Origin of the sequence: Pantoea deleyi (genome assembly GCF_022647325.1) — a bacterium.
Lineage (GTDB): Bacteria > Pseudomonadota > Gammaproteobacteria > Enterobacterales > Enterobacteriaceae > Pantoea > Pantoea deleyi.
Genome location: NZ_CP071405.1, coordinates 494852 through 516612 on the forward strand (window position 1 = coordinate 494852; position 21761 = coordinate 516612).

General features: G+C 58.6%; 17 protein-coding genes and 3 tRNA genes. 12 read left to right on the forward strand and 8 right to left on the reverse strand.

What is annotated here, in order from left to right:
• The first annotated feature begins 50 nt into the window (after positions 1 to 50).
• Positions 51 to 3878, forward strand: coding sequence for an AsmA2 domain-containing protein YhdP (gene yhdP / locus J1C59_RS02400; protein ID WP_140917316.1), 3828 nt, complete (start codon positions 51 to 53; stop codon positions 3876 to 3878).
• Between the two features lie 64 nt (positions 3879 to 3942).
• Positions 3943 to 5388, forward strand: coding sequence for a metalloprotease TldD (gene tldD / locus J1C59_RS02405; RefSeq protein WP_128084839.1), 1446 nt, complete (start codon positions 3943 to 3945; stop codon positions 5386 to 5388).
• A gap of 182 nt (positions 5389 to 5570) precedes the next feature.
• Here the strand turns inward: tldD and aaeR are convergent, their stop codons facing one another.
• On the reverse strand, positions 5571 to 6488 hold the full coding sequence (gene aaeR / locus J1C59_RS02410; RefSeq protein WP_140917317.1) for an HTH-type transcriptional activator AaeR: 918 nt from the start codon (positions 6486 to 6488) through the stop codon (positions 5571 to 5573).
• 233 nt (positions 6489 to 6721) lie between these two features.
• Here aaeR and aaeX point away from each other — a divergent pair, with 233 nt between their 5' ends.
• From aaeX to J1C59_RS02435, 5 genes are all read left to right on the forward strand, one after another.
• Positions 6722 to 6925 (forward strand): p-hydroxybenzoic acid efflux pump operon protein AaeX, encoded by a 204-nt coding sequence (gene aaeX / locus J1C59_RS02415; RefSeq protein ID WP_003855277.1) that lies wholly within the window; start codon positions 6722 to 6724, stop codon positions 6923 to 6925.
• Positions 6926 to 6932: 7 nt separating this feature from the next.
• On the forward strand, positions 6933 to 7865 hold the full coding sequence (gene aaeA / locus J1C59_RS02420) for a p-hydroxybenzoic acid efflux pump subunit AaeA (protein WP_140917318.1): 933 nt from the start codon (positions 6933 to 6935) through the stop codon (positions 7863 to 7865).
• Positions 7866 to 7874: 9 nt separating this feature from the next.
• On the forward strand, positions 7875 to 9827 hold the full coding sequence (aaeB, locus tag J1C59_RS02425) for a p-hydroxybenzoic acid efflux pump subunit AaeB (RefSeq protein ID WP_128084838.1): 1953 nt from the start codon (positions 7875 to 7877) through the stop codon (positions 9825 to 9827).
• A 113-nt stretch (positions 9828 to 9940) separates the two neighbouring features.
• Positions 9941 to 11392 carry an NAD-dependent succinate-semialdehyde dehydrogenase gene (locus J1C59_RS02430; RefSeq protein ID WP_128084837.1) on the forward strand — a complete coding sequence of 484 codons (1452 nt, stop codon included), beginning with the start codon at positions 9941 to 9943 and terminating at the stop codon, positions 11390 to 11392.
• 55 nt (positions 11393 to 11447) lie between these two features.
• Positions 11448 to 11717, forward strand: a complete 270-nt coding sequence (locus tag J1C59_RS02435; RefSeq protein WP_128084836.1) for a barstar family protein — start codon at positions 11448 to 11450, stop codon at positions 11715 to 11717.
• Positions 11718 to 11770: 53 nt separating this feature from the next.
• Here the strand turns inward: J1C59_RS02435 and yhcN (J1C59_RS02440) are convergent, their stop codons facing one another.
• From yhcN (J1C59_RS02440) to argR, 4 genes are all read right to left on the reverse strand, one after another.
• Positions 11771 to 12034: a peroxide/acid stress response protein YhcN gene (yhcN, locus tag J1C59_RS02440; protein ID WP_128084835.1), complete on the reverse strand. Its 264-nt coding sequence runs from the start codon at positions 12032 to 12034 to the stop codon at positions 11771 to 11773.
• 92 nt (positions 12035 to 12126) lie between these two features.
• On the reverse strand, positions 12127 to 12390 hold the full coding sequence (locus J1C59_RS02445) for a YdgH/BhsA/McbA-like domain containing protein (RefSeq protein WP_111139664.1): 264 nt from the start codon (positions 12388 to 12390) through the stop codon (positions 12127 to 12129).
• Positions 12391 to 12483: 93 nt separating this feature from the next.
• On the reverse strand, positions 12484 to 12747 hold the full coding sequence (gene yhcN, locus J1C59_RS02450; RefSeq protein ID WP_111139663.1) for a peroxide/acid stress response protein YhcN: 264 nt from the start codon (positions 12745 to 12747) through the stop codon (positions 12484 to 12486).
• A 467-nt stretch (positions 12748 to 13214) separates the two neighbouring features.
• Positions 13215 to 13685, reverse strand: coding sequence for a transcriptional regulator ArgR (gene argR, locus J1C59_RS02455; protein ID WP_009087485.1), 471 nt, complete (start codon positions 13683 to 13685; stop codon positions 13215 to 13217).
• Between the two features lie 428 nt (positions 13686 to 14113).
• Here argR and mdh point away from each other — a divergent pair, with 428 nt between their 5' ends.
• Entirely contained in the window at positions 14114 to 15052 is a 939-nt protein-coding gene (gene mdh / locus J1C59_RS02460) for a malate dehydrogenase (protein WP_128084834.1), read from the forward strand.
• 46 nt (positions 15053 to 15098) lie between these two features.
• On the opposite strand, the gene mscM is transcribed toward mdh, so the two are convergent.
• The 3 genes from mscM to rsgA form a co-directional block, all read right to left on the reverse strand.
• Positions 15099 to 18428, reverse strand: a complete 3330-nt coding sequence (mscM, locus tag J1C59_RS02465) for a miniconductance mechanosensitive channel MscM (protein WP_128084833.1) — start codon at positions 18426 to 18428, stop codon at positions 15099 to 15101.
• A 14-nt stretch (positions 18429 to 18442) separates the two neighbouring features.
• The gene (gene asd, locus J1C59_RS02470; RefSeq protein WP_128084832.1) at positions 18443 to 19342 is read right to left on the reverse strand and encodes an archaetidylserine decarboxylase; all 900 of its coding nucleotides are present in this window, start codon (positions 19340 to 19342) and stop codon (positions 18443 to 18445) included.
• Positions 19343 to 19511: 169 nt separating this feature from the next.
• Positions 19512 to 20561 (reverse strand): small ribosomal subunit biogenesis GTPase RsgA, encoded by a 1050-nt coding sequence (rsgA, locus tag J1C59_RS02475; RefSeq protein ID WP_128084831.1) that lies wholly within the window; start codon positions 20559 to 20561, stop codon positions 19512 to 19514.
• Between the two features lie 101 nt (positions 20562 to 20662).
• Here rsgA and orn point away from each other — a divergent pair, with 101 nt between their 5' ends.
• From orn to J1C59_RS02495, 4 genes are all read left to right on the forward strand, one after another.
• Positions 20663 to 21211, forward strand: coding sequence for an oligoribonuclease (gene orn, locus J1C59_RS02480; RefSeq protein ID WP_128084830.1), 549 nt, complete (start codon positions 20663 to 20665; stop codon positions 21209 to 21211).
• Between the two features lie 154 nt (positions 21212 to 21365).
• Positions 21366 to 21441, forward strand: a tRNA-Gly gene (locus J1C59_RS02485).
• A 28-nt stretch (positions 21442 to 21469) separates the two neighbouring features.
• Positions 21470 to 21545 (forward strand) — tRNA-Gly (locus J1C59_RS02490).
• Between the two features lie 30 nt (positions 21546 to 21575).
• A tRNA-Gly gene (locus J1C59_RS02495) sits at positions 21576 to 21651 on the forward strand.
• The last annotated feature ends 110 nt before the right edge of the window (positions 21652 to 21761 follow it).

The following is a 21761-nucleotide window of genomic DNA, read 5'->3' on the forward strand; positions in this document are numbered from 1 at the left end:
GGTATGCGAACCCACTATCCACTGTTTACGGAACACAAGGAGAGGCGTGAGTGAGGCAGTTGCCGAGGATTTTGTTACTGCTGGTCGCGGCAATCATCGTGATTGTTGCGCTGCTGGTCAGTGGATTGCGTCTGGTGATGCCGCATCTCGACAGCTATCGCAGCAACCTTCTGCAATTCATCTCGGCCCGCAGCGGCGTGCCGGTCGATGCCAGCGAACTGCAGGGCAAATGGGAGAACTTCGGCCCGACGCTGCAGGTGCGCGATCTCCGCGTCGATCTGCACGACAACGGCCGCCTCACCATCAAACGCATCAACCTTGCGCTCGATGTCTGGCAATCCCTGCTGCACTGGCGCTGGCAGTTCCGCGATCTTACCTTCTGGCAGCTCCATCTCGACAGCAATCGCCCGCTGCTGGATAACGACAAAGAGAAAAACAGTTTCCGTCCGGCGCAGATTAACGAACTTTTCCTGCGCCAGTTCGACCACTTCGACCTGCGCGACAGCACCATCCGTTTCCGCACCCCTTCCGGGCAGCACGCTGAGCTGGCGATCCCCCGCCTGACCTGGCTCAACGAAGATAATCGCCACCGGGCCGAGGGGGAAGTCAGCCTGTCGAGCTTTACCGGCCAGCATGGCGTGGTTCAGGTGCGGCTCGACCTCAATGACAGCAACGGTCTGCTGAACGATGGCCGGATCTGGATGCAGGCCGACGACGTGGATATGCGGCCGTGGCTGGGCCGCTGGATGCGTGACAACACCCGTCTGGACAGCGCCCGTTTCAGCCTGGCGGCCTGGGTCAGCCTGCGCGATGGGGACATCTACGCGGGCGATCTGCTGTTACGTCAGGGCGGCGCCAGCTGGCAGGGCGAAGCCGGACGCCATCAGATCACGGTGGACGGGCTGACCGCGCACCTGTCACGCTTCCAGAATGGCTGGGTGGTCAGCGTGCCGCAGACCCGCCTCAGCACCGACAACCAGCCCTGGCCCGCTGGTCACTTCTCGCTGTTATGGCGTCCAGAAGACAAACAGCTGCTGGGCACCGGGAGCCAGGCGGAAGTCCGCGTACGCGCCACGCAGCTGGTGCTGAAACACATTGCGCCGATCGTTCCGCTATTCGCGCCGCTCTCTCCGGCGCTGTTTGAGAACTGGCAGGCGCTGCAGCCGCAGGGCACCGTTGAGGGGCTGGCGCTGGATATCCCGCTGCAGCAGCCTGAAAAAACCCGGATGCAGGTGAAGTGGCACGATTTCAGCTGGCAGCACTGGAAGCTGCTGCCGGGCATCAGCCATCTCAGCGGCGAGGCGCGCGGCAGCCTGACTAATGGCCAGATCAGCGTCGATATGGGCGCGGCGACCGTTCCCTATGGCGACATGTTCCAGGCCCCGCTGGAGATCAAAGGGGTGACCGGCGGGCTGCGCTGGCTACGTGATGAACATGGACTGACGCTGGCGGGTGAGGATCTGGATCTGCAGGCGCGTTCACTGCACGCGCACGGTGACTTCCGTTACCAGCAGAACAGCGGCGGCGAGCCACGTCTGGATATTCTGGCCGGCATACGGGTGACGGATGCGGGCGATGCCTGGCGCTATTTCCCGGTTCCGCTGATGGGCAACGGCCTGACGCACTATCTGAGCGGCGCCGTAAAGGGCGGCAAAGTCGATAACGCCACGCTGCTGTTTGCCGGTAATCCGGCCCTGTTCCCGTTCAGGCACAATGACGGCATGTTCCAGGTCTGGGTGCCGCTGCGCCAGGCGACCTATGCGTTTCAGCCGAAATGGCCCGCAATCAGCAATCTCGATATCGACCTTAACTTCCTGAATGATGGCCTCTGGATGAATGCGCCGGTGGCCAGACTGGGCGAGGTGGAGGCGCGCAACGTCAGTGCGGTGATCCCGGACTACCTGAAAGAGAAGCTGATTATCGATGGTGATATCAGCGGGCAGGGGTCGCAGGTTGCGGATTACTTCCAGCAGACCCCGCTGAAACCCTCTCTGGGTGCCGCGCTGGAGCAGCTGCAAATCAGCGGGCGGGTCGACGGTCATCTGAACCTGGATATCCCGCTGGATGGCGAGCAGGTGCATGCCAGAGGCAACGTCGACCTGAAAGATAACGCGCTGTTTATCAAACCGTTAAAAACCACAATCAACCGCCTCTCCGGCCGCTTCCGCTATGACAACGGTAATCTGGTCAGCGACGATCTGCGCGCGGAGTGGTTTGGTCAGCCGATGGGCGTGCGTTTCAGCACCCAGGAGAACCCGGATGACTTCGGCGTCAGCGTCAACCTTCAGGGCGACTGGCAACCCGCTAAAATCCGCGAGATCCCGGCCGCCGTCAGCAGGCAGCTGGGCGGACATCTGCCGTGGCAGGGTGAGGTCGGCATCACGTTACCGCACAAGGGCGGCGCACGTTATGACGTGGCGCTGAACGGCAATGCGAAAGAAGTAAGCAGTCGCTTACCTGCACCGCTGGCAAAACCGGCTGGCGAGCCGATGCCCGTTACGATTCAGGCCAGTGGCGATCTGCAACATTTCGATCTCAGCGGCAGCGTTAACAGCAACCAGCGTTTCAACAGCCGCTGGCTGCTGGAGCCGACGCTGCGCGTGGATCGCGGCATCTGGCTGAACGAGGCACGCAACACCCCGGCACTGCCCGATCACACGGGGATGGTGCTGAATCTGCCCGCGCTGGATGGCGAAGCCTGGGTAGCGATGCTGGCCGCCGGGGATTCCGCGGGCGGACGGCAGTCGGGCAACGGCGATTTCCAGACCGGCGGCGTCACGCTGCCTGGCAACGTCACTCTGCGCAGCCCGGCGGTCACGCTGGGCGGGCAGCAATGGCATGATGTCGATGCGACCCTGGCGCAGAGTGCGGGCGGCAGGAGTCAGGTCAGCGTTAATGCGAAAGAGCTGCGCGGCAGACTGACCATGGCCCCTGCGGCACCGTGGCAGGTCAGCCTGGATTATCTCTATTACAACCCGCAGTGGGAGAAGGGAGCCAGCGAAGGCGAGAAAGGGGCTTCGCAGCAGGCCAGCACGATTAACTTCAGCCAGTGGCCTGCACTCCAGCTCTTCTGCAAAGAGTGCTGGGTACTCGGCCAGAAGTATGGGCAGATATCCGCGCGGCTTCAGCCTCGCGGGGATACGTTAGCGCTTACTAACGGAAAGGTGGATACCGGCAGTTCACAGCTGAAAATCGACGGTGAGTGGGTCAATCGTCCGGGCGATCCGCGCACTTCGCTGAAAGGCACGCTGAAAGGGCCGAATATTAACAACGCCACCAACTGGTTTGGCGTGAATACGCCGCTGCGCGATGCGCCTTTCGATATCGCCTACGACCTGCACTGGAAATCGGCACCGTGGCAGCCCGCAGCAGAGACCCTGAGCGGCACCCTGAAGACCCATTTCGGCAAAGGGCAGATCGCGGATGTGAACACCGGCACGGCGGGGAAAATCCTGCGTCTGGTGAGTTTCGATGCGCTGCTGCGTAAGCTGCGCTTCGACTTCAGCGACACCTTCACCAACGCCTTCTACTTCGATTCCATCAACGGTACGGCCTGGATCGAAAATGGCGTGATGCGCACCGACAATCTGCTGGTGGACGGGCTGGAAGCCGACATCGCGATGCAGGGTAAACTCGACCTGGTGAAGCGTCAGATCGATATGGAAGCGGTGGTCGCGCCTGAGATATCGGCGTCGGTCGGCGTGGCAACCGCCTTTGCCATCAACCCGGTGATCGGTGCGGCAGTCTTTGCGGCCAGTAAGGCGCTGGGACCGCTGTGGAATAAGATCTCACTGCTGCGTTATCACATCGGCGGCCCGCTGGATAAACCGGAAATCAATGAGGTACTGCGCAAACCGCGTGAAACGGATAACAAGTGAATTTGACGCCGTACCGGAATTACCGCAGGCTATGATTATCTGAGCACATAATGAGTGAGAAACGATGACTCTGAACCTGGTAAGTGAGCAGTTACTGACTGCTAACGGCATTAATCAGCAGGACCTATTTTCCCTGTTAGGGCAGCTTTCAGAACGTCGTCTGGATTATGCCGATCTCTACTTTCAGTCCAGCTTCCATGAATCCTGGGTGCTGGAAGATAAAATCATTAAAGATGGCTCATATCATATCGATCAGGGTGTGGGCGTGCGCGCGGTCAGCGGTGAGAAAACCGGCTTCGCCTATGCGGACCAGATTACGCTGAATGCGCTGCGTCTCTCGTCTGACGCGGCGCGCAGCATCGTGCGCGAACAGGGCAATGGCAAAGCCCATACGCTCTCTGCCGTGATGAACCGTTCGCTCTATCAGGCGGTCGATCCATTGAGCAGCCTGACGCGCGAAGAGAAAATCGCCCTGCTGCATCGCGTCGATAAAGTGGCCCGTGCCGAAGACCCGCGCGTGCAGGAGGTGAATGCCAGCCTGACCGGCGTTTACGAGCAGGTGCTGGTGGCGGCTACCGACGGCACGCTGGCCGCCGATGTGCGGCCGCTGGTGCGCCTCTCTGTCAGCGTTCAGGTGGAAGATCAGGGCAAGCGTGAGCGCGGCGCCAGCGGCGGCGGTGCGCGTACCGGCTATGCGTTTTTCCTGGCGGATGAAAATGGCGAAGTCCGCGCTGACGCCTGGGCGCGGGAAGCCGTGCGGATGGCGCTGGTCAATCTCTCTGCGGTCGCCGCGCCAGCCGGTGCTCTGCCGGTGGTGCTGGGGGCGGGCTGGCCTGGCGTTCTGCTGCATGAAGCGGTCGGTCACGGCCTGGAAGGCGACTTTAACCGTCGCGGCACCTCCGTCTTCAGCGGCAAAATCGGCCAGCAGGTCGCGTCTGAACTCTGTACCGTGGTCGATGATGGCACCCTTGAAGGGCTGCGTGGATCGCTGGCGATTGATGATGAGGGCGTTCCCGGGCAGTACAATATGCTGATCGAGAACGGCGTGCTGAAAGGCTACATGCAGGATAAGCTGAACGCGCGACTGATGGGTGTCAGCCCGACCGGCAACGGCCGTCGTGAATCTTATGCGCACCTGCCGATGCCGCGCATGACCAACACCTACATGCTGGCGGGCAAATCCTCACCGCAGGACATTATCGAAAGCGTCGATTATGGCATCTATGCGCCGAACTTTGGCGGCGGCCAGGTCGATATCACCTCCGGCAAATTCGTCTTCTCTACCTCAGAGGCCTATCTGATCGAGAACGGCAAAATCACCAAACCGGTTAAGGGGGCCACGCTGATTGGCTCCGGTATCGAAGCGATGCAGCAGATCTCGATGGTGGGGAATGACCTGGCGCTGGACAAAGGCGTCGGCGTCTGCGGCAAAGAGGGACAGAGCCTGCCGGTCGGCGTCGGACAGCCGACCCTGAAGCTGGATAAACTGACCATCGGCGGCACCGCCTGATGTGACCTCCGCAACCCGCCGCCCGGCGGGTTGCGGAACGCAGTGACCCGCACGATGCCGGCAGGCAATGCACCGGCTGAAAGCACAGGCAACAGAAACGAGCCCCTCAGTAAGAGAAACGCTGCCGCGTTCCGACACTTCGCTGGCCGGGTTTCGCAGCCAGCGGGTATCACCCGTTCCTGTCAGCTCTTACGGTGCAGCTGATACTGCTCAGCCACCTGCTCAAAATAGCCGGTCAGATAATCGATACAGACCTGCACCTTCAGCGGTAACTTATCTTTCTCGGTATAGAGCGCATAGACCGGACGTGGATCGGACTGATACTGCGGAAACAGAATATCAATCTCGCCCGCGGTGATCTCATCGATGACCCACATCATCGGGACATAGGCGATACCGTTGCCCGACTTCAGCCAGCGCAGCAGCGTCAGCGAATCGTTGGTGACAAAACGGCCCTGCGGCGCCAGACGGGTCACTAACCCTTCCGGTGCAATCAGCTCGAAGTTGTTGTCGGGCCGCACGCTATATTCCAGCCAGGAAAAATTATCGATGTCACCCGGTTTCTCCGGCGTACCGTGCTGCGCCAGATAGCTTTTGGCGGCGCACACTACCATCGGCATCGCGCCAAGACGGCGTGAAAAGAGGCTGGAATCTTTCAGCGTGCCGACGCGGATCACCAGATCCAGCCCGTCGGCGATCAGGTCCGGTGCCGGTACGCCGGTCACCAGGTTCACGCTCAGCCCCGGATACTCCCGCAGCATCTCGCTGGTCATGCCGGCTAACACGTTTTGCGCCATGGTCGAGGAGCTGCCAATCCGCAGTACGCCAATCGGCGTATTGTTAAACGCATAGAGCTGTTCATGCACCTGGGTCGCTTCCGCCAGCATCCGGCGGCAGCCCTGATAGTAGATTTTGCCCGCCTCGGTCAGCCCGATACTGCGGGTGCTGCGATTCAGCAGCTTGACCTGCAGCGCATCCTCCAGCCTGGCGACGATCTGGCTGATTGAGGAGACGCTCAGATGAAGCTGACGCGCCGCGGCGGTGAACGAACCCAGTTCGACCACACGGGCGAAAACGGACATACCTTTCAGTCGTTCCATTGTTTACTCTGGCTTAAAAGTGATTTAGATCACATTCTGTAGAAAATGGTTAGTAATGCACGTTATTATAAGCGGGCCGGGGTATTTTCCGGTGATTCTTCATTGCCTGATACCCCTCGATGATACGCTATTATTAAGCCAGCTGCGGTTCAGATAGCGCTGGCAGAGGGTTTTCCTGTGGCATCTGCAGAAGGCAAAGGCGTCTCCCGGCAAGGTCGAACTAAGGATTTCTGATGAGTGTGCTTCCGGTATTTGTCATGTTTGGGCTCTCTTTTCCGCCCGTTTTCATCGAACTTATTATTTCACTCATGCTGTTCTGGTTAGTGAAACGCGTGCTGACGCCGAGCGGCATCTACGATCTTGTCTGGCATCCGGCACTTTTTAATACAGCGCTTTACTGCTGTGTGTTTTACCTTGTCTCCCGTTTATTAGTCTGAGGTTTAAGTGAAAGCACTCATAAGAAAAATCGCGCGTTACGCGATTACACTCCTGCTGGTCATCATCGCAGTGGTTATCATCTTTCGTGCCTGGGTCTTCTATACCGAATCCCCCTGGACGCGCGATGCACGTTTTGCGGCTGACGTGGTGGCGATCTCGCCCGATGTCACCGGCCTGATCACCGATGTTCCGGTGCACGATAACCAGCTGGTGAAGAAGGGCGATACGCTGTTTGTGGTGGATCGGCCGCGCTATCAGAAAGCGCTGGCACAGGCTCAGGCGGATGTTGAATATTACCAGGCGCTGGTCAGCGAGAAACGTCGCGAAGCCGGACGTCGTAATCAGCTTGGTACCTCCGCGATGTCGCGCGAAGCGATTGAACAATCCAACAACGATCTGCAAACCAGCGAACATCAGCTGGCGAAGTCGATGGCGACTCGCGATCTGGCGGAGATTGATCTGGAGCGTACCACCATCAAAGCGCCGTCCGATGGCTGGGTCACTAACCTGAATGTCTATCAGGGCGAGTTCATCACCCGGGGTTCCGTGGCGGTGGCGCTGGTTCAGCAGCACTCCTTCTATGTGCTCGCTTATCTGGAAGAGACCAAACTTCACGGCGTGGAGAAGGGCTTCCGCGCCGAGGTGACACCGCTCGGCAGCAACATAGTGCTGCGCGGCACCGTCGACAGCGTGGCCGCGGGCGTCACCAACAGCAGCAGCTCGGTGGACAGCAAAGGCATGGCGACGGTGGACTCCAACCTGGAGTGGGTGCGTCTGGCGCAGCGTGTGCCGGTACGCATCCGGCTGGATCAGCAGCCCGGCAACCGCTTCCCGGCTGGCACCACGGCGACCGTCGTCATCACCGGGCCGGGCGACCGTCAGCCCGAACAGGTTTCACCGCTGGTCCGTCTGCTGAATCGCCTGCGTGAGTTTGGTTAAGAGGGCGATATGATCGAGTTCCTGCGGTTCCCGGTAAAACTCACCTTCGCGCTGGTTTTAGCGCTGATGGTGGGCTTCCACCTTAACCTCGAAACGCCGCGCTGGGCGGTCATGACCGCCGGGATCGTGGCGGGCGGCACCGCCTTCGCCGCCGGTGGCGACCCCTATTCCGGGGCGCTGCGCTATCGCGGTGTTTTGCGTATTATCGGGACATTTATCGGCTGTATCGCCGCACTGACTATCATGATCGCCACCGTGCGTGCGCCGGTCGTGATGCTGCTGCTGTGCTGCATCTGGGCAGGACTCTGCGTCTGGCTCTCCTCGCTGATCAAGGTCGAAAACTCCTACGCGCTGGGACTGGCGGGCTACACCGCGCTGATTATCGTGGTGACGGCGAACGCCAGCGGCGGGCTGACGCTGGTGCCACAGTATGCGGTCGAGCGCTGCAGTGAGATTGTGCTCGGCATCCTGTGCGCTATCCTGGCCGATATGATCTTCTCGCCCCGTTCGATCAAAAAAGTGATCGATGCGGAGGTCGACTCGCTGCTGGTGGCGCACTATCACCTGCTGCAGCTCTGCGTCGCCCACGGCGACAAAGAAGAGGTGGACAAAGCCTGGAGCGCGCTGGTCCGGCGCACCACGGCGCTGAACACCATGCGCAGTCAGCTGATGATGGAATCCTCCCGCTGGAAGAACAGCCATCGCCGTTTGCAGATGCTGAACACGCTGTCGCTGACGCTGATTACCCAGGCCGCCGAAACCTTTCTGATCCAGAACTCCCGCCCTGACTACATCCCGCCTCAGTATCGCCTGATGGTTGAGAAGCCTGCCACCACGGTGGAGGAGGTACACAAGCGGATGAAAGTGATGCGGCGGGTGATGGGAGCCAGCGGCAAAACCACGCCGGTCACGCTGGGCAGCTGGGTCGGTGCCGCCACCGAATATCTGCTGCTGATCAACGGCATTAAAAGCAACAGCCGCATCACCTCACTGGAAGAGGCGATCCTGCAGCGCGAAGTCGTGATTCAGGCGCGTTCTGCGGAGACCCATCATGCGATGATCAACGGGATCCGGACCTTCGTGGCAACCGCGCTGGGTTCGCTGTTCTGGCTCTACACCGGATGGACCTCCGGCAGCGGCTGCATGGTCATGCTGGCGGTGATCACCGCGCTGGCGATGCGTATGCCGAACCCGCTGATGATGGCGAAAGACTTCCTCTACGGCATGACGGTCGCGGTTCCGCTGGGCGCCCTCTACTTTATGTATGTCCTGCCCGCCACGCAGCAGAGCGCGCTGCTGCTCTGCATCGCCATCGGGCTGCTGGGTTTTATTGGCGGCATCTTTATCCAGCGGCGTCAGCTCGGCACGCTCGGGGCGCTGATTGGTACGCTCAACGTGCTGGTCCTTGATAACCCGATGCAGTTCCACATCAACGTCTTTCTCGACAACGTGCTTGGCCAGGTCATCGGCTGCTTCGTGGCGATGATGGTGATCCTGCTGATCCGCGATAAATCGAAAGCGCGCACCGGCCGTAAATTGCTGAACCGCTTTATGTATGCGGCGGTGTCGGCGATGACCACCAACCAGGCGCGCCGGCGTGAAAACCATTTACCGGCGCTTTATCAGCAACTCTTTCTGCTGCTGAACCTGTTTCCCGGCGATATCAACAAGTACCGCATCGCCTTAACGTTGATCATCGGCCATCAGCGGTTGCGGGATGCGGAAGTGCCGATCAATGCCGATCTCTCAGCATATCACCGGCAACTGCGCTACACCGCGGATCGGGTGATCTCCGCCAGCAGCGATGACAAACGGCGTTACTATTTTGAACGTCTGCTGAAAGAGCTGGCGGTCTATCAGGAAAAACTGGCCCATTATGAGGCACCAGAAAGCGTCACGGAGCCGGTCAGACGGCTGGCGCTCATGCTCGACAAATATCAGAACACCCTCATCCAAATCTGAATCTGGCCGCTGCCACCGGCAGCGGCCTGCCCAATCCCCGCCCGTCATAAAACCTGCCGCTTTTGCCAACTATACTCTCTGAACGGAAGCGTAAAACTGACAGGAGCGAATCCATGAAATCACTGCAAGAGAGCGAGCTGTTCCGCACCGGCTATTTAGCGGATGGCCAGTGGCATCAGGCGGCCGCCACCTTCGACGTCACCAATCCGGCGACTGGCGAGGTCATTGCTCAGGTGGCAAAAGCGGGCAAAGCGGAGACGGAACAGGCTATCGCCGCCGCAGAGCGCGCCTTCCCCGCCTGGCGGGCGCTCACTGCAAAAGCGCGCGCTGAGATCCTCATGCGCTGGTACCAGCTGATTATTGAGAACAAGCGCTGGCTGGGCGAACTGATGACCACGGAGCAGGGCAAGCCGGTAAAAGAGGCGGAGGGGGAAGTTGAGTACGCCGCCAGCTTTATTCAGTGGTTCGCCGAGCAGGCAAAACGGGCCAACGGTGAGATCATACCGCCCGCGAAACCGGGCTCGCGTATCCTGGCTACCCGCGAACCGATTGGCGTGGTGGCGGCCATTACGCCGTGGAACTTCCCGATGGCGATGCTGACCCGCAAGCTGGGGCCCGCCCTGGCCGCAGGCTGCACCGGTATCATTAAGCCTGCCAATAACACGCCGCTGTCGGCCTTTGCGCTGCTGGCCCTGGCGAAGCAGGCGGGCGTCCCGGATGGCGTGCTGAATGCGGTGGCCGGTGACACCCACGCCATCAGCGACGCGATCATGGCCAGCCGCGCGGTGCGTAAAATTTCGTTCACCGGCTCGACGCAGGTGGGCAAGCTGCTGATGCGCAATGCCGCCGAAACCATGAAAAAAGTGTCGATGGAGCTGGGCGGCAATGCCCCCTACATCGTGTTTGACGATGCTGACATCGATGCCGCCGTCCAGGGCGCTATCGCCAACAAATTCCGTAACGCGGGCCAGGTGTGCGTCAGCGTGAACCGCTTTTACATTCATGATGCGGTCTATGACCGCTTCACGCAGCAACTGGCGGCCGAGGTCAACAAGCTGAAGGTCGGCAACGGCATGGAGGAGGGCGTGATCGTCGGTCCCCTGATTGAAGCCTCGGCGGTGGAAAAGGTGGAGCAGCACGTTAAAGACGCCGTCGCAAAAGGGGGCAAACTACTGGCGGGGGGCGAACGCCATGCGCTGGGCGGCAATTTCTGGCAGCCCACGGTGATCGCCGATGCCCACGAAGAGATGCAGCTCGCGCAGGAAGAGACATTCGGTCCGGTGGCGGCCTGTTTCCGCTTTGAGGATGAGGAGGATGTCATCCGCCGCGCCAACGCCACGCCATTTGGTCTGGCCGCCTACTTCTACACCCAGAATCTGCAGCGGGTGTTCCGCGTCTCGGCGGCGCTGGAGAGCGGCATGATCGGCATTAACGAATGTGCCGTTTCGACCGAACTGGCGCCCTTTGGCGGCGTGAAAGAGTCGGGACTGGGCCGTGAAGGGTCGGTCCTGGGAATGGAAGAGTATCTGGAGGTCAAAGCGCTCCACCTGGGCGGTTTGAGCTAACGGACAGGAACGGGCGGCAGAGGTCGCCCACAGACGGAGCATGGGAGCGGTCAGCATGAAAATCGAGCGTTTTGATTTTAATGAAATTGTCGATCAGGCCCATTTCTTCCGCCAGTTCAGCGAGCGATTTGCGCTGGAAGAGCGCCGCATCTGCGATCTGGATGGATTATGGGATGTGGTGACGGGCGATCTGTTACCCATGCCGCTGGAGATTGAATTTGTCAATCTGGGCAGGGGGCAGCGACGGCGTTACGGCGCGCTGATTCTGTTGTTCGATGAAGCGGAAGAGGAGCTGGAAGGGCAGCTTCACTTTAACGTCAGATAAAAAAAAGGCCCCGGAGAGCGGGGCCAAAGGGTTCGTCAACATCTGACGAGGAATTACTTATAGAGCTGTGCGGTGATGTGGTAGTTGTCACCGGTGCGCGCCTCAATCACTTTATAGGCGCTGGCACCCTGCGCATCGGCTTTCTGAGAAAGTTCAGCGCGGTAATCCATTGGTGCACCCGCTGTACCACTGATGGTCACGGTTCCCGCAGGCTGCAGATTCTGTGCCTGGTCGCCGGTTACCAGCTGAGCGGCAGAAGCGCCGAACGCCATAACGGAAAGCAGGCTGACTGTAGCAATGGTTGTTTTGATATTCATGTTCGTCTCCTCAATACATTCAACAACCTGCGGTTAATCGTAAAGGCGGGTCGTCGATATTTTCAACGCCGTTCCGGCGTCATCATGGTCGGTTATTTATAGAGTTCAGCGGTGATATGCCAGGTGTTATCCTGGTTGTTTTCGATGATGCGATAGTGACCGGCACCCTGGGCATCCGCTTTCTCTGACAGCACCTGACGCACGTGCGTCTGGTCGCCATTACGGCCGCTAATGCTGATGGTCTGGTTCATCGACTGCAAACCCTGAGCTTCCTGATTGGTCACCAGGCTGGCAGCGCCAGCACCCATTGAGATCAGGGAAAGGCCAAGGGCGGCGATAGCTAATTTCATTTTCATAATTCACTCTCCTGCAATATCTGTTTCTGCCTCTGCTCTCCGGTGCGGCTGTGCGCATCTGACAGAGAGCGGCAGGCTAAACCGGGCTGCGTCTTAGTTATAAAGCGCGGCGGTGGCGTGATAGTTGCCGTTGTTGTAAGCCTCGATCACACGATAGGCTTTTGCGCCCTGCTGATCGGCTTTGTCACTCAGCTGCTGACGGATATCCATCGGTGAACCCGCGACGCCGCTGACGCTGATGGTGCCTGCGGGCTGCAGATTCTGCGCCTGAGCAGCATCGATAGATTCTGCTGCGACAGCGCCAAATGAAAGGGCGGAAAGAATACTCAGGGTAGCGATAGTAGTTTTAACGTTCATAGATATTTCCTCGTCGTCTATTTTTATCTTTCTGGTTTGTGTGATTTGCGTCACGAAAAGAAGTATAGAACTAATAACGCGAGAAATTAATATTCCGCTAATAATGTTTTCTTGTGATACTTTATCCTTATGGCTACTTTTAATAACTCAACGTTATAAAAAACGATGAAAAAATAGCCTTTATGCCGCTTTTAATTGCAAAAACAGTGATATAGATCACTTTAACGTTTAGTGCGAAATGCAGGGGTGTTTCGGGCTGGGGTTTGATCTGGATCCGGGCGATGGTGCCGGATTAGTGATGTAAAGCAGCGTAAAATAGCGCAGAAGGTGAAGCAGAAGCTGATTTCTGTCCGCGGGCGCAGGGCTTAAAACAGACTGTTGGGTGTATGCGTGCGGGCAATACGGCGAGCCTGAACAGGCTTAAGGGGCTGACGGCCAGGTCTGTACCGGAAGCCGTCAGTCGATCCTCAGAGTTCCTGTTCAAACAGGTTGAGAATGGCGCTGTGCAGCTGCTTCACCGTGAAGTCGCGCGCACGGGTAATAAAAATCGTGTCATCACCGGCAATCGTTCCCAGAATCCCTTCCGATTTACCCAGCGAATCCAGCAGGCGGGCAATCAGCTGTGCGGCACCAGGACTGGTATGAATCACCACCAGGGCGTCGTTGTAGTCGATATCCAGTACCAGGTTTTTCAGCGGGCTGGTGGTCGTTGGCACGCCCAGTTCTGCCGGCAGACAGTAGACCATCTCCATCTTGGCATTGCGGGTCCGCACTGCGCCAAACTTCGTCAGCATGCGAGAGACTTTGGACTGATTGATATTCTCAAAGCCCTCATCCTGCAGCGCCTGAACAATCTCGCCCTGGGAACTGAATTTTTCTTCTTTTAATAAGGCTTTGAAAGCCTTGATCAGATCGTCTTGTTTCGATGGGTTTCGCATAGGTTACCAATATATAGAGAGAATAACCGCGCATCCGCCCGCGGCAGAGTGGTGATTATGCATTTAAATGCATTTTTATGCAATCGTTCGATTGATGAGCAGGGTTCGGGCGGCTGGCGGGCGGCGATAATAGCAAATAAATCCGCTCAGACCAAAACCCCCGTCACAGCCGCAGAAGGCAAAGGTTGCAAAGTTGTTATATTATTGGTGGTGTAGTAACAGAAAACGCACATAGCCGTTCTCTGTCTGACGACGGCAAGGTTGTCGGTCATTCAGGCGTAATGATAAGTAACTTTTGAATCCGGAGATTAAGTGCGAAAGCACGTAGAATTAACAGCGGATAATTATCATCGCCTGAGCAGTTGATTAAGGTCTGACACAGATAGAATTTCGGCCCATCTCTGCCCCACCTTAATAAGGAGTTAAGAATGAAAGTTGCCGTTCTCGGTGCCGCTGGCGGCATAGGCCAGGCGCTCGCACTTCTGCTCAAAACCCAGCTTCCTGCAGGTTCAGAACTCTCACTGTATGACATCGCGCCGGTTACGCCTGGCGTTGCCGTTGATCTCAGTCATATTCCGACCGCCGTCTCCATTCAGGGATTCAGCGGCGAAGATGCCACACCAGCGTTACAGGGCGCAGACGTGGTTCTGATCTCCGCCGGTGTCGCCCGTAAGCCGGGTATGGACCGCGCAGATCTGTTTAATGTGAATGCCGGCATCGTTCGTAATCTGATTGAACAGGTGGCGACGACCGCGCCTAAAGCGCTGATTGGTGTCATCACCAACCCGGTTAACACCACCGTGGCTATCGCGGCAGAAGTGCTGAAAAAGCACGGCGTCTACGACAAAAACCGTCTGTTCGGCGTCACGACGCTGGACATCATCCGTGCCAACACCTTTGTGGCAGCGCTGAAGGGCAAGCAACCTGACCAGGTTGAAGTTCCGGTCATCGGCGGACACTCTGGCGTGACGATTCTGCCGCTGCTGTCTCAGGTCAGCGGCGTCAGCTTCAGCGATCAGGAAGTGGCCGATCTGACGAAGCGGATCCAGAATGCCGGAACAGAAGTGGTGGAAGCCAAAGCGGGTGGCGGATCGGCGACGCTGTCGATGGGTCAGGCGGCTGCCCGTTTCGGTCTGTCTCTGGTGCGGGCGCTGAATGGCGAGTCAGGCGTAGTGGAGTGTGCCTATGTGGAAGGTGAGGGCGAATATGCGCGCTTCTTCTCACAGCCGCTGCTGCTGGGTAAAAACGGTATTGCGGAACGCAGGCCGATTGGCACGCTGAGCGCGTATGAACAGCAGGCGCTCTCCGGCATGCTGGAGACGCTGAAGAAAGACATTGCTCAGGGCGAAGCTTTCGTTAAGCAGTAACGCATCGCGCAGTGTGAAAACGCCCGGCTCAGCCGGGCGTTTTGCATTACAGACCGCCAGATTTATAGGCGCGGGCCGCCGGTGTGCCGTTGCTGGCAGGCAGCTTCTTACCCAGGGTTTCCATCCGCATCTGGAAGGGCGGGAACGGCATCTCAATACCGTGCTGGTCAAACCCGCTCAGAATCAGCTGATGCAGCTCGTGACGCAGCGGCATCCGGTGTCCCATCTCTGCGGCATGTACGCGCAGCTCAAACAGCTGAATACCCTGCTGCAGATCCACAAGGAAGGCTTCCGGCTGTGGCGTGTCGAGCACATAGCTGCAGCGTTCGGCCGCCTGTATCAGAATGGTGGTGACCTGTTCGCTGCTGACTTTGGCCGGGGCCGGGATGGTCAGCACCACGCGCGTGACCGAATCGGACAGTGACCAGTTAATAAACTGTTCGGTGATGAACGCCCTGTTCGGCACGATAATCTCTTTGCGATCCCAGTCGGTGATGGTGGTCGCGCGGGTATTGATCCGGGTGATACTGCCGGTCAGGTCGCGGATCGTCACGGTGTCGCCGATACGGATCGGTTTTTCAAACAGGATAATCAGGCCAGAGATAAAGTTGGCAAAGATCTCCTGCAGACCAAATCCCAGTCCCACACCGAGTGCCGCAACCAGCCACTGCAGCTTCGACCACTCAATCCCGATCATCGAGAACCCAATCAGTCCGCCGACCAGCAGCAGCAGATATTTGGTCAGGGTCGTGATGGCGTAGCCGGTACCGGGCGTCAGATTCAGGTGCTGCAGCAGCGCCAGTTCGAGTAGCGCAGGCATATTGCGCACCAGCTGAGTGGTGATGATAAACACCAGAATGGCGATCAGCACCGCGCCCAGGGTAATTGGCTGAATTGACTCCACGCCCTGCACGGACGAGCTGACATCCCACAGCTGAATATTTTCCAGGAAGCCGAAGGCGGAGTGGATTTCCGACCAGAGCACAATCACAGACACCAGCGCGATCAGCGTCAGGAGAGAACGCACCAGCCGCAGTGACTGGGCACTGATAGCATCCAGATCGATTACCGGCTCTTCGATTTCAATCGCATCGGTATTCTGAGTGCCCTGCTCTTTTTCCTCTTCGCTGCGCGCGCGGTTGGCCAGCATATCGGCACGGCGCTGACGGGCGCGGTCAAAGCCGAGCCGGCGACGCTGAATCAGCATCCAGCGACGGATGATGTAATAGATAACCAGCAGCAGGAACCAGATGGCGACGGAGGTTTCCAGACGTGCCAGCAGCGCCTGGGCGGTCGCCAGATAGCCTGTGGCGGAGGCGAGGGCCGCCATCAGCGGCATGGCGATCATCAGATTCCACAGCATCCGGTTGACCATGTTCTCGCCGTTCCCCTCTTTGTCGAGGTAGAGCGGAATACCGGAACGCTTCAGGCTCACCGTGACAATGCTGATGGCCCCGCAGATCAGGATGAAGCAGAGACGGCCCAGCGACGCGGAGAACTGGCGATCTTCCAGATTTCCCAGGGCGATCAGCAACATGATCAGCGGCACAATCAGGCCGATGCTCAGCGAGTAGTAGCGCATGGCGCGCGCCACCCGGTTCTGCGGCCAGCGGAAATGCACAATAAACAGGCCGTTGGGCCGGGCAAAAGCCGCGCTGATCATAAAGACCCACAGCAGAGGCAGTGTGGCGGTGATGCCATCACCAACCGCCACGGCGATAGGGTAGGGCCAGGCGTTCTGCAGGCCATAACCCAGCGCGCCCCACAGTACCGGCAGCGGCAGCGCGACCAGAATCGACCAGAACACCGTCCGGATGGTCAGGCGGAAGCGATCCTGCGTGACCTTGCCCACTTTGCTGGCGGAGCGCTCAAGAAAGGCATTGAAGTGACGGCGCGAGCTGATGCTGAAGCCGACCAGCAGCAGCGCGCCGATAATCGGCAGCACCGAATGGCGGCTGGTAAACATCATCGCCATCGCTTTGCCGAGCTGGCCCAGGGTGTCCAGCGACAGCAAACGGGAGAGATCTTTCGCCAGATCCAAAGGGTAGCTCAGAGTGATCGGGCTGACATCGGCGGTCCAGAACAGGTAGCGGTGGGTCGCATCTTTGACCTCAGTCAGCGCGTCCTGCAACTGGGTGTTGCCAACTTTCAGTTTGGTGATCTCCAGGATCAGCGTGTCGCAGCCGGAGATCAGGGAATTCAGCAGCTCTCGCTGGGTGCGGAGCTGGGCATCGAGAATACGTTTCTGATCGGCCGTGTAGGGCTGACCATCGGCCTGGTGGCCTTTGCGCAGGGACTCCTGGCGCTCCAGCAGATCTTCGTAATAGAGACGCTGCACGCGAAGCTGCGCCATCTCATTATCAATCTGCTGCGATTTCGGCATCTCCGGCAGACGCGCGACCTGCGCCCGCAGCGCTTCCCCCAGCAGATTCGAGGCACCCAGCCACTGCGACTGTTCGCGCAGGGTAGAGAGCGCCTGACGGACCTGAATAATCTGGTTGGTGGCAAGACGCTGCTGCGACGCCACCAGATCCATGCGCTGCGCCTGCTGATTCAACGCACCCGAGAGTTCGCGGTTAACCCGGAACTGATCGCTGATGGCGGGCGGCAGATCGCCGCTGTTTTCGGCCAGCTGTTCGGTACGCGCCAGCGCAACTTCTGCCTCACGCTGCCGCTGGTCGTTGAGCTGATTGCGCAGCGCCTGCAGATAGTTATCCAGCTGAGTCGCTTTACGCTGGTGGGCCTCCGCCCGCATCCGCGCCAGCTCCTGGCGGTTATTGGCGGAGAGCTGCGCCAGTTCCAGTTCATCGACGCGCGCCTTATCGGCGGCATTTTCAGCCTGACGGGCCGCCAGCTGCAGCTGACCCTGCGGTGAACTGCTGCTGACGCCCTGCAAACGGCGCTCGCTCTCCGTCATCGCCCGGCGGGCATCGGTCTGCTGCTGTGGCAGCTGAGACAGGGAGTCACTGATCTCGCGCGCCCGATCCTGCTCCTGCCGCGCCTGACGACCCTCTTCCAGCAGCTGGCTGCTGACCTGCAGGATCTCCTGATCCAGCTCGGCGCTGCTCATATTGCTGCGCACGGTCTTCCCGCTGTCGCTCAGCGTCGCAATCTGCTGACGCAGTTCACGCGCCAGACGCGGGAAATCGTCAATGACCTGCTGATATTGCGCGGCGCGCTCCAGCGATTCATCGCGTTCAGAGAGGAAATTCAGGGCGGCTTCGATCGTCTGGATCTGCTCCGCCTGCGTCGGGGAGCTTTTGGCCGATTTGATCTCTTCCAGCTGCTGTTTAAGCTGGCTGGCGTCAGGAAGGCTGGCCGCAGAGGCCGGGCTGCTGAGCCAGAGGCTCAGCAGCAGGAGGAGAATCGGGCGCACAGAGGACTCTCAATTTAGTCAGTGATGACGTCAGACATGTCCGTGGCGACCGGCAGCGCAATCGCCAGCGGCTGGCCGAGACGGGTTTTGCTTTCCGCTTCCAGGCTTTCTGCCAGTTTGACGCGGCCCGGTGCGAACAGGTTGATCACGGTCGAGCCAAGCTTAAAGCGGCCCATCTCCTGACCTTTCAGCAGGACCACGGCGCCTTCATCTTCGGCTGCCGGGTAGTGCCAGCGTTTAATCACCCCTTCACGCGGTGGCGTGATGGTGCCCGCCCAGACGGTTTCGATGCTGCCGACGATGGTGGCACCGACCAGGATCTGCACCATCGGGCCGATATCGGTTTCGAAGTAGCAGATCACGCGCTCATTGCGGGCGAACAGGTTCGGGATATTACGCGCGGTCAGCGGGTTGACCGAATAGAGGTCGCCAGGCACATAGATCATCTCACGCAGGATACCGTTACACGGCATATGGACGCGGTGATAGTCGCGCGGTGCCAGATAGGTGGTGACGAACTCGCCGTCCACAAAGCGGGCGGCCATGCGCTCGTCACCCGCCAGCAGCGCTTCCAGAGAGTAGTGATGACCTTTAGCCTGGAAGATCTGATCGCCATCGATATGACCGAGCTGGCTGATAGCGCCATCCGCGGGCAGGGCGATCAGGCTGGCGTCGGCATCGACGGGGCGCGCGTCATCTTTCAGCGGACGCACGAAAAAGTCATTGAAGGTGCGATAGCTGGCCGTATCCGGCTTGCGGGCTTCTGCCATGTCGACCTTGTAGAACCAGACAAAGATGTCAATGACCAGTTTGGTCAACCAACCACCGCGGCGACTGGCGCCCCATCCGGCAAGTTCAGTCAGCCATTTCTTCGGGAGAATATGATTCAAGCCGAGTTTTAAACGATCAAACACCTTAGCCTCCTGGCTATTTATGACGTTATAAAAAAGGGGGCGGATTGTAGCAGTGCCCCGTTCAGATCGCGACTATATCCGATTTCCGGCGCGCTGCACGTTCCGTGTGCACGACTGGAATGCACCTCGCAAAATGCAGCGGCGGAGGGCGCAGAGGCGGTTATACCGATTAACTCTCACCGTCAGGGAAATTTTTACGCGTTTTTACCTGCGCCATGCTCTCCAGGATACGGTGGTAGTTATCGAAGCGGGAGCGGTTGATTTTTCCCTCTTCGACCGCTTCACGAATGGCGCAGCCCGGATCGCTGCCGTGCTTACAGTCACGGAATTTGCACGCGCCCAGGAAAGCGCGGAACTCGACGAACCCGCGGGTAACCTGCTCCGGCTCCAGATGCCATAAACCGAACTCCCGCACGCCCGGAGAGTCGATCACGTCGCCGCCGTGCGGGAAGTGGTAAAGCCGGGAAGCGGTGGTGGTGTGCTGGCCCAGGCCTGAACCGTCAGACACGTCGTTGGTCAGGATAGCGGCCTGCTCATCTTTGTCGAAGCCGAGCAGGGCATTCAGCAGGCTCGATTTTCCGACGCCCGACTGACCGGCAAAGATACTGACGCGATCGGTGAGCGCCGCTTCCAGATCGTCCAGGCCATTTTTCGCCCGGCTGGACACCATCACTACGCGATAGCCAATCTGGCGATAGATATCCATCTGCTGGTCAACGCGAAGACGCGCCGCCTCATCCAGCAGATCGGTTTTGTTCAGAACCAGCAGCGGTTCAATCTCCAGCGTTTCGCTGGCCACCAGGTAACGATCGATGATGTTCAGCGACAGCTCCGGCAGAATGGCGGAGACGATAATAATCTGATCGATATTCGCCGCCATCGGCTTCACGCCGTCATAAAAATCGGGGCGGGTCAGGACACTGGTGCGCTCATGCACCGCTTCGACGATCCCTTTGCCGCCGCTGGTTGCCGGACGCCACAGCACCCGATCGCCCGTGACCAGCGAACGGATAGTCCGGCGGATATTGCAGCGGTGGGTGACGCCTGCGCTATCCTCAACGTCAGCGTGCATGCCAAAACGGCTGACAACGACCCCATCTGCAGCTTCACCAAACAGGTTGTCATCCGCTTCCGGACGCTCTCTGCGCTGATTGAGACGGCGATCGTGGTTTGCGCTTACGCGGCGTTGTTGGCCCTTCGACAGTTTATTTTTACTCACTCACCCTCACAGCGTTAGCCAGATTTCGCCCGGCTGGGCAAAACGTCTATGATACACCTTATTCATTGTGAATGACGACTATAGCAACCGCAGGAAACAGCATGGCTACTGGAAATGAACAGAATCTGATCTGGATTGATCTTGAGATGACCGGACTCGATCCGACGCACGATCGCATTATTGAGATTGCGACCCTGGTGACGGACGCTGACCTGAACATTCTGGCGGAAGGGCCGGTTATGGCCGTTCATCAGTCGGATGAACAGCTGGCGCTGATGGATGAGTGGAATGTCCGCACCCACACCAACAGCGGGCTGGTGGCGCGGGTCAAAGAGAGCAGGATAGACGATCGTGCCGCAGAGCTGGCAACCCTCGAATTCCTGAAGCAGTGGGTGCCGGCCAATACCTCGCCGATCTGTGGCAACAGCATCGGGCAGGATCGCCGCTTCCTGTTTAAATATATGCCCGAGCTGGAAGCCTACTTCCACTATCGCTATCTGGATGTCAGCACGCTGAAAGAGCTGGCCCGCCGCTGGAAACCGGCGATTCTGCCAGGCTTTAAAAAAGGCGGGACGCACCAGGCGCTGGACGATATCCGTGAGTCCGTGGCGGAGCTGGCTTACTACCGCGAACACTTTTTGCAGCTTTAATCGCCAGGGGGTGCGCATGAAATCGCCATGTTGGCGATTAAATCGGCAAACGCGCAGAAAGCGAAAATTTTTGCTTTCAGAGGCTTGCAGCAGCAACGAATTCTCGTATAATGCGCACCCCGTACCGGTGAAGAATTTTGTAACGGTACAAGGCGCGGGAATAGCTCAGTTGGTAGAGCACGACCTTGCCAAGGTCGGGGTCGCGAGTTCGAGTCTCGTTTCCCGCTCCAGATTTAAAATGTAAGCAGTACCCTCTTTGCGGGAATAGCTCAGTTGGTAGAGCACGACCTTGCCAAGGTCGGGGTCGCGAGTTCGAGTCTCGTTTCCCGCTCCAGATTTAAAGTGTAAGCAGTACCCTTCTTATGCGGGAATAGCTCAGTTGGTAGAGCACGACCTTGCCAAGGTCGGGGTCGCGAGTTCGAGTCTCGTTTCCCGCTCCAGATTTAACATCACACTGTTTCAGTCAAAAATTGCGGCTGTTTTGCGTCGTAACGCCTTAATGGTTTCCTCAGGGTTATCCACAGCGCGACACCCCATTCTCAGCGCCCGT

Bases quoted from the DNA above. Each gene is read 5' to 3' on its own strand.
- tldD (WP_128084839.1), top strand. From the start codon at position 3,943: ATGACTCTGAACCTGGTAAGTGAGCAGTTACTGACTGCTAACGGCATT.
- aaeR (WP_140917317.1), bottom strand. From the start codon at position 6,488: ATGGAACGACTGAAAGGTATGTCCGTTTTCGCCCGTGTGGTCGAACTG.
- argR (WP_009087485.1), bottom strand. From the start codon at position 13,685: ATGCGAAACCCATCGAAACAAGACGATCTGATCAAGGCTTTCAAAGCC.
- aaeX (WP_003855277.1), top strand. From the start codon at position 6,722: ATGAGTGTGCTTCCGGTATTTGTCATGTTTGGGCTCTCTTTTCCGCCC.
- J1C59_RS02445 (WP_111139664.1), bottom strand. From the start codon at position 12,390: ATGAAAATGAAATTAGCTATCGCCGCCCTTGGCCTTTCCCTGATCTCA.
- aaeB (WP_128084838.1), top strand. From the start codon at position 7,875: ATGATCGAGTTCCTGCGGTTCCCGGTAAAACTCACCTTCGCGCTGGTT.
- yhcN (WP_111139663.1), bottom strand. From the start codon at position 12,747: ATGAACGTTAAAACTACTATCGCTACCCTGAGTATTCTTTCCGCCCTT.
- orn (WP_128084830.1), top strand. From the start codon at position 20,663: ATGGCTACTGGAAATGAACAGAATCTGATCTGGATTGATCTTGAGATG.
- mdh (WP_128084834.1), top strand. From the start codon at position 14,114: ATGAAAGTTGCCGTTCTCGGTGCCGCTGGCGGCATAGGCCAGGCGCTC.
- J1C59_RS02435 (WP_128084836.1), top strand. From the start codon at position 11,448: ATGAAAATCGAGCGTTTTGATTTTAATGAAATTGTCGATCAGGCCCAT.
- J1C59_RS02430 (WP_128084837.1), top strand. From the start codon at position 9,941: ATGAAATCACTGCAAGAGAGCGAGCTGTTCCGCACCGGCTATTTAGCG.
- yhcN (WP_128084835.1), bottom strand. From the start codon at position 12,034: ATGAATATCAAAACAACCATTGCTACAGTCAGCCTGCTTTCCGTTATG.